8 protein-coding genes are annotated in these 7,095 nt (G+C 29.8%); 1 reads left to right on the top strand and 7 read right to left on the bottom strand.

Annotated elements, in window-relative coordinates; all coding sequences use genetic code 11:
- The first annotated feature begins 387 nt into the window (after positions 1–387).
- Positions 388–1,533, top strand: coding sequence for an MFS transporter (locus tag KKC53_02165; GenBank protein ID MBU2597977.1), 1,146 nt, complete (start codon positions 388–390; stop codon positions 1,531–1,533).
- A gap of 5 nt (positions 1,534–1,538) precedes the next feature.
- On the opposite strand, the gene KKC53_02160 is transcribed toward KKC53_02165, so the two are convergent.
- The 7 genes from KKC53_02160 to KKC53_02130 form a co-directional block, all read right to left on the bottom strand.
- Complete coding sequence (locus KKC53_02160) at positions 1,539–2,156, bottom strand: gamma-glutamyl-gamma-aminobutyrate hydrolase family protein (protein ID MBU2597976.1); 618 nt, start codon at positions 2,154–2,156, stop codon at positions 1,539–1,541.
- Between the two features lie 80 nt (positions 2,157–2,236).
- A complete protein-coding gene (gene murI, locus KKC53_02155; GenBank protein MBU2597975.1) occupies positions 2,237–3,046 on the bottom strand; it encodes a glutamate racemase in 810 nt (269 codons plus the stop codon).
- 72 nt (positions 3,047–3,118) lie between these two features.
- Positions 3,119–3,787: a deoxyribose-phosphate aldolase gene (gene deoC, locus KKC53_02150; GenBank protein MBU2597974.1), complete on the bottom strand. Its 669-nt coding sequence runs from the start codon at positions 3,785–3,787 to the stop codon at positions 3,119–3,121.
- A gap of 116 nt (positions 3,788–3,903) precedes the next feature.
- Positions 3,904–4,785, bottom strand: a complete 882-nt coding sequence (locus KKC53_02145; GenBank protein ID MBU2597973.1) for a diacylglycerol kinase family lipid kinase — start codon at positions 4,783–4,785, stop codon at positions 3,904–3,906.
- Positions 4,782–5,918 (bottom strand): site-2 protease family protein, encoded by a 1,137-nt coding sequence (locus KKC53_02140; GenBank protein ID MBU2597972.1) that lies wholly within the window; start codon positions 5,916–5,918, stop codon positions 4,782–4,784. Before KKC53_02140 ends, KKC53_02145 begins: the two co-directional genes overlap by 4 nt.
- The gene (locus tag KKC53_02135; protein ID MBU2597971.1) at positions 5,918–6,721 is read right to left on the bottom strand and encodes an S-methyl-5'-thioadenosine phosphorylase; all 804 of its coding nucleotides are present in this window, start codon (positions 6,719–6,721) and stop codon (positions 5,918–5,920) included. The genes KKC53_02140 and KKC53_02135 overlap by 1 nt, the downstream gene beginning before the upstream one ends.
- A gap of 190 nt (positions 6,722–6,911) precedes the next feature.
- Positions 6,912–7,095 (bottom strand): hypothetical protein (locus KKC53_02130; GenBank protein ID MBU2597970.1); only part of this gene is annotated, 184 nt, incomplete at its 5' end.

Below are 7,095 nucleotides of genomic sequence, written 5' to 3'. Positions count from 1 at the left end.
GTATAAAAATTGTTAAAACTGATGGAAGAATAATGCCCCTAAATACTTATGGATGGGATCATTTTAGAATGTAAAGTATAAAATTTATTAACTCTCTGCCACCAGATAAAGAAATAGGTGTAAAAGAAAGTAATTTTATAAAGTTGAGAAATAATAAAAAACAGGAAGTTAAATATATAAACTTTAATTTGAAACTATTTGGTATAATTTTTTTTATTTATTTTAATATTTACTGAACACCTTTGACTAAAAATACCAATTATTTAAAAACCAATAAAAATGAAGAACGATCTAAATAAAATTAAAAACAATAATAAAAATCAAAATCTTAAAAGCAATATAAATGTTTTATCATCATATCATTTCTTGGGAGGAATATACTTTAATATGTTATTGGCTATAAGACAGCCCTTCTTCCTGAGTTTAAATCCATCCATGACTTTTGTGGGCTTACTTGAAGGAATTGGTGGATTCAATGGGATTATGAATCCTGTAAGCCAACTCATAGGAGGTTGGCTTTCTGATAGAAAAGGGAGAAAGAGATTCGTAGTAATAGCCAGTTTATTTGTTATTTCTGCCCTGACCTTATTTCTTATAGCTGGAAATATTAAATTAGATATATTGCTTATACCTGCAATGTTATTTTTTGGTGCATCTACAATTTCATGGCCATCTTTCGATTCTATTATCGCTGAATCAGTGTCAGAAGAAAAAATAGCAATTAGCTATTCAATATTCATGTTCGCTGGTATAGTTCCTGGTATTTTTTCTCCATATTTAGGTGGAAAAATTGCAGATTTATTTGGTTATTTGCCTGTATTCTCTTTAGGAATATTCATTGAAATACTGTGTCTAATTCTTATTATTCTTTATCTAAAGGAAACATTATTTATAAAAAATAAAGAAAGACCTGATTTTTCTCAGTTTTTAATTCTTTTAAAAGATAGTTTTAAAATTCCTAAAATTTTAAGAAATTTCTACATTGCTACAATAGTGGATATATTTGTCTGGGGGCTTGGATCTTCTATTTTATTTGGAATGTTAAGGAAAACTTTTAATTTTTCAGTATCACAGATCGGTATATTAACTTGCATGATCTCAATTAGTTGGGCGATCACACAAATACCAGTTGGAAGATTAATTGAAAAATTTGGCTGTAAAATATTTCTCATCCTTTCAGAATTGATTGGTGTCATTACTATGTTTGGATTCTTAATATCAACTAAATATGAGCATTTTTTAATCTTTGCATTTATGTGGGGAATGGTTGCATCAACATGGGTTCCTGCTATGAAAACTATCATTGCCAATAGCGTGGAAAAAACTAAAAGAGCTGAATCTATGGGAAAATTGTCATTTTTTAGAGGATTGTTTGGATTTCCAGCACCTTTCATAGGTGGAATACTGTTTGATAATTTTGGATTTAAAATACCAATACTTGCTAATTTGATTGGGGCATTTATAGCAGCCATATTAATTTTTCTACTTATACATGAATCACCAAAAGGTAAATTAGCTTACAAAACCCAATAAATTAATTAAAATTTTTGAACTACAAGTTCATAAAAATTTCTCATTATTTTCTTACCTGTTTCCCCTGAGCGTTCTATGTGAAATTGAACTCCATATAGAGGTCTTTTTAAATGTTTGAAGGCTTCAACTGGACATGATTTAGAACTGGCTAATAATTTTATCCTAAATTTATCTAAATATTCAGGGTTAACATATTCTTGATGGCTTTCAAAAACATCTATTTTGTTATCTAAACCAATAAATATTTCATCCTTGTCTATAATATGAACTTTTTCTCCATGATCAGTTGGATTTTCAGGACAAGGCATTTTTATCATTTTTGTTCCACGTTTTACTTCAACACCTAATGCTTTTGCTATTATTTGATGACCATAACAAATTCCAAGTACTGGAATACTTATCTGTTTTAAAAATTCTAAAAAATCTGGAGAATATTGTTTTTTCGAAATACAATTCTCTGATCCTGAAATAACAATTGCATTATAATTATCTATTTTAAAATCTTCTTTTATATCCTTGTCATAAACAACATCATATAAACTAAAATTACCTATCAGTTTACAATAATTTTCTATGCTCTTATCTGGTGTTTTTCTATAACAATTTACAATTAAAGTTTTCATAATATCTTACACTGTGATTAAAATATTTATATAAATCTTTTTTAAATTTTATTAATAGGGGTCATATTATAGAAGCAAAGTTAAACGGTTATTAGCTTTGCATCGTTTAAAATTAATGATGTCATTTTTTGACCTGTATTGATAAACTCTTCTTTCTTAGCAGTTACTAAATAATCAGGTTCAAATATATCTTTAGAATCATTTAATAACTTTTTCTGTGATAATTCTGTAAAAACATACTGCGCTACATACTTGGATGGATCGAATACCTTTACATTTTTTCCAAAGAAATCTTTTATTTTTTTGATTATGAAAGAGAAATGAGTACAACCAATTATTAAATCTGTGATTTCATTATTTAATAGTGGAGATAGACAATTTTTAAATTCATCTTTGAAATCATCTTCTTCAATTTCGCCAGATTCTATAATTGGTACTAATTTTGAACAGTCCTTGGAATATATTTTAATTTCGGAATTTAATTTTTTAATGACATCATCATATGCCTTGCTTCTAACAGTTGCATTGGTCCCAATAAGACTTAATGTAGTTCCTCTAAATTTCTTAATATATTTAGAAATTACTTCTATATCTATCATCCCAATAATTGGAACATTATATTTTGCTCTTAAATCATCTAATTTAATCGTAGAGGCAGTATTACAAGCAATAACAATCATTTTTACATCTTTTGAGATTAAAAAATTGATTATCTCATAAGCAATCTTTTCTATCTCATCTTTAGGGCGAGTACCAAAGGGATGTCTTTTCTTGTCAGCAAGATATATTATTTTCTCATAGGGTAGAATTTTTTTAACCTCAATTAAAACTGAAAGTCCACCTACTCCTGAATCAAATATTGCTATTGGATCTTTCCTTTTTAAAATCACTTTCTAAATCCTTTAAATTCTAATGACATAAATAATATTCATATATTATTAATATCTTGACTAATTCCAAAATTATTCTTTAAATCTCTCAATGATTGCTACTCCACTGCTTGTTCCTATTCGATTTGCTCCAGCTTCTATCATTTTGATAGCATCATCAAAAGTTCTAATTCCCCCAGCTGCTTTAACACCCATTTTCTCTCCCACTGTTTCCCTCATCAGTTTTACATGTTCAACTTTTGCCCCTGATGGACCAAATCCTGTAGATGTTTTTACAAAGTGTGCTCCAGCTTCTTTACTTAATTTGCAAGCTTTTATTATCTGCTTATCAGTTAAATAACAAGTTTCTAATATCACTTTAACAGTTTTTCCCTTAGCTGCTTTAACTACAGCCTTAATATCATTTAAGACCAAAGAATAATTTTTCTGTTTTAAAGCAACGAGATTCATAACCATATCTATCTCGTCTGCACTACTATCTATTAATTCTTTAGTCTCAAAAGCTTTTACCTTTGTAAATGTATATCCCAAGGGAAAACCTACAACTGAATCCACTTTGACATCCGTATCTTTCAACAACTCATGTGCCAAAGAAACATATATAGGACTTATACAAACTGCACAAAATCCATATTTCTTCGCTTCTTTACAAAGATTAATTATATCTTGTTGAGTTGCATCTGGTTTTAGATTGGTATGATCAATCATTTTTGATAGTTGCTTTTTAGTAATTTCAATCATTTTTTAATTCACACCTTTCTAAAAATTATTTCTTAAAATTCTATTATAATATATGTTTTTTAATGAGATTCTTCACTCCGCTTCGCTTCGTTTAGAATGACAAAAAATAATTATTTTTATTTTTGCAATAAAACTCTTAAACCTTGTTTTAAGATTGAAAATGTAGTGGGAAGTTCTCCCCACACATCCCCATCAGCCTCTACCATAAGCGGTTTTTCACTTTCAACATATAGTTTCTCTGTCTGAAAATATTCAACATCTGGAAATTGAGTATGAAGCCTTAACAGAGCTCCTAAAAAGTAGCGAAAATAGTTTATCGGATTTTCCTTTTTAAAAAGACAAACATCTAAAAGCCCATCATTTATTGAAGCCTTAGGTGTCATCTTTACATAAGGCTCACCATAAATACTAACATTCCCAATTACCATAAAATAACATTTTTTCTTTTTAGCATTTTCTTTAACAGTCACATATATTGGATGGGGCTCATAAGAAAAAATAGTTTTTATTCCTGTATATATGTAAGCTAATTTTCCATACTTTCTTTTTAGCGAAGATGGTGTATCTTTAAGTACATGAGAATCAAAACCTATACTAGCTAATGAGAGAAAATAACTATCATTTATTTTACCAAGGTCAACTTCATACAAGCTCCCTTTATAAATAGCTTCACACGCTTTTAAGAGATTTCTTGAGATCCCAACTTCATTTGCAAAAACATTAGCAATACCGGATGGAATTATAGCTATAGGGATATTTGTGGGTAAAAGACCATTTATAACCTCATTTATTGTACCATCCCCTCCCATTACTGCTACAACATCGAACTCATTTTCTTTAATTTCTTTAGCAACTTCTCTGGCATCTCCAACTTTTTTTGTATAATATAAATCGAGATCAACCTTATTATTTTTCAATTTTTCAACAACATCATTTATGTATTCCTTACCTATCCCACCACCAGATATAGGATCGAAAATCAACTTTGTTTTTATCATATTTTAAAATCCCTCTTTAACTTCACATATCGCATAATATCATCTATATGAATAATACCTAACAATCTATTTTGTTCTACAATTAAAAGATAATCCAGTTGATTACCATTCATTTTGTGTAGAGCATCCATTACCTTTGATTCTAAGTTTATAAGTTGACTTTCTTTTATAGTTTTTAACACTTCTCTAACTGTAGTTGTTAGCCATCTATCTTTAGGTATTATTTTAACGTCTTCGGTAGAAACAGTTCCAATTATTTCTCCATTTTCGAGAACTGGAAATATCTTATGACCATAGATCATGAACCAGTTTTTAACCAGATCATTTATTGTTATGTCTGGGTTTATTGTTTGGACATCCCTTCTCATAACATCTCGCACAAAAACTGTCTCTAAAGAAGACCTAATAATCTCTTGTTTATAGCTTGTTTTGGCTAAATTTTGCAGGAACAATCCTAAAACAACAAACCATAAACCACCAAAAGATTGAAGCTGGTAGATAAATATTGACATAAAACCAAATGCAGCCATGCTATATCCTATTATCTGTCCTAAAATCGAGGCAATCCTTGTGGATGACAAAAGATCTTCTGTAAGATACCATAATATTGACCTTAGTATCCTTCCCCCGTCTAAAGGAAAACCTGGAAGAAGGTTGAAAATACCTAAACTTAGGTTAATTAGAGATAGATATCCAAAGAAAGCAATTACTGGAAGAAATTTAAAATTAGTTAATTGTAATCCAAACCAAAATATTCCAAAAAAAATTGAAAGTACGAAACTTGCAAGTGGACCAGCAATTGCCATTAAGAATTCCTGAACTGCTGTTTGTGGCGGTTTACTCATCTGTGCTACACCACCAAATATAAACAAATTTATCTTTCTTATAGATATACCACTTAAATTTGCTACAACTGAATGAGAAAGTTCATGAGTTAGTATTGAGGCAAAGAAGAATATTGCTGTTATAAAACCTAAAATTAGATTTGTTATTAGTGAGAATTGTGGATACCAGCCAGGGAAGACTTGAGTTGAAAGTGAAAATATTACCAATATGAAAATTAGAAACCAACTCCAATTTAAACCTACTTCTATTCCAAAAATTTTAAAAAGTTTTATATTACGCTCTAACATTAAAAACTTGCTCCTTCTAATGCTTTAGCACAAATGCAATCTCTTTTCTCAGCAATCTTTTGAATAGTTGTGAAAATTAGCTTTTTTAGTTTTTCATTATTTTCAGTAAAAACTTTAATTACCTCTTCGTGACTTACTGGTTTTAAATCAGGATGACCCTCTAAACCTACATCATAATCTGTTATTAGTGAAATGTTAACATAACAGATCTCAAGCTCTCTTGCAAGATGACATTCTGGAAACTGAGTCATATTAATAACTTCCCAACCTAATGAAGAGAACCACTTACTCTCAGCTCTAGTACTGAATCTTGGACCTTGAATCACAACAACTGTTCCTTTTTCATGAATTGGTATTTCTAACTCTTTTGCGGTTTCTATAACTATTTTTCTCATTTCAGGACAGTAGGGATCTGCCCCACTAACATGGGTAGTTTTTGGTCCATCATAAAATGTAGTATTTCTTCCAGAAGTTCCATCTATATATTGATCACATATTACAAATTCACCTGGTTTAACATTTACCTTTAAACTTCCGGCTGCATTTGGTCCAAATATTCTTGTAACACCTAACTCTTTCATAGCATATACATTTGCTCTGTAATTTATCATGTGTGGTGGGTATTGATGATTTCTACCATGTCTTGGTAAAAAAGCAACTCTTCTACCTGCTATGTTGCCTATAGTTATTACATCACTTGGATTACCATAAGGAGTCTTTACTGAAATTTCCTCAACATCTTCCAAGAATGAGTAAAATCCTGACCCTCCAAAAACTCCTATTTCAGCCTTTATGCTTTTCATTGAAATACCTCCTTATATAGTTTTGACGTTAGCTATTACTTTAACTACTGTTTTCACATAAAAAATATTTTTACATATTTTATTATATGCATTCTATGCAATACAAATGTAGGGCAAAGCTTCAGCCTTGCTTAATAATGTAACCCTAAAGTGGTGTGAACCCCAAAAGTTGGACACAATGTTATCTAAGTTAAACTAACTGACGGACTTCACTTTTTTTCATTTTACTATATTTAATTTTACTTTCAAATTCTTCAGGAGGCATATAGCCAAGTGAAGAATGTAATCTCTTTTTATTATAAACTTCTTCTATAAAATAGGGTATTCTTTTAATAACATCTCTGTATGTTTCATAGGAAAACATATACACTTCT

It is taken from the genome of Actinomycetota bacterium (assembly GCA_018830725.1).
GTDB lineage: Bacteria > Actinomycetota > Humimicrobiia > JAHJRV01 > JAHJRV01 > JAHJRV01.
This window is presented reverse-complemented; position numbering and strand designations above follow the sequence as displayed.

Excerpts from the sequence above, each read along its gene's own strand:
- KKC53_02165 (MBU2597977.1), top strand. The coding sequence starts at position 388 with ATGTTATTGGCTATAAGACAGCCCTTCTTCCTGAGTTTAAATCCATCC.
- KKC53_02160 (MBU2597976.1), bottom strand. The coding sequence starts at position 2,156 with ATGAAAACTTTAATTGTAAATTGTTATAGAAAAACACCAGATAAGAGC.
- deoC (MBU2597974.1), bottom strand. The coding sequence starts at position 3,787 with ATGATTGAAATTACTAAAAAGCAACTATCAAAAATGATTGATCATACC.
- KKC53_02145 (MBU2597973.1), bottom strand. The coding sequence starts at position 4,785 with ATGATAAAAACAAAGTTGATTTTCGATCCTATATCTGGTGGTGGGATA.
- KKC53_02140 (MBU2597972.1), bottom strand. The coding sequence starts at position 5,918 with ATGTTAGAGCGTAATATAAAACTTTTTAAAATTTTTGGAATAGAAGTA.
- KKC53_02135 (MBU2597971.1), bottom strand. The coding sequence starts at position 6,721 with ATGAAAAGCATAAAGGCTGAAATAGGAGTTTTTGGAGGGTCAGGATTT.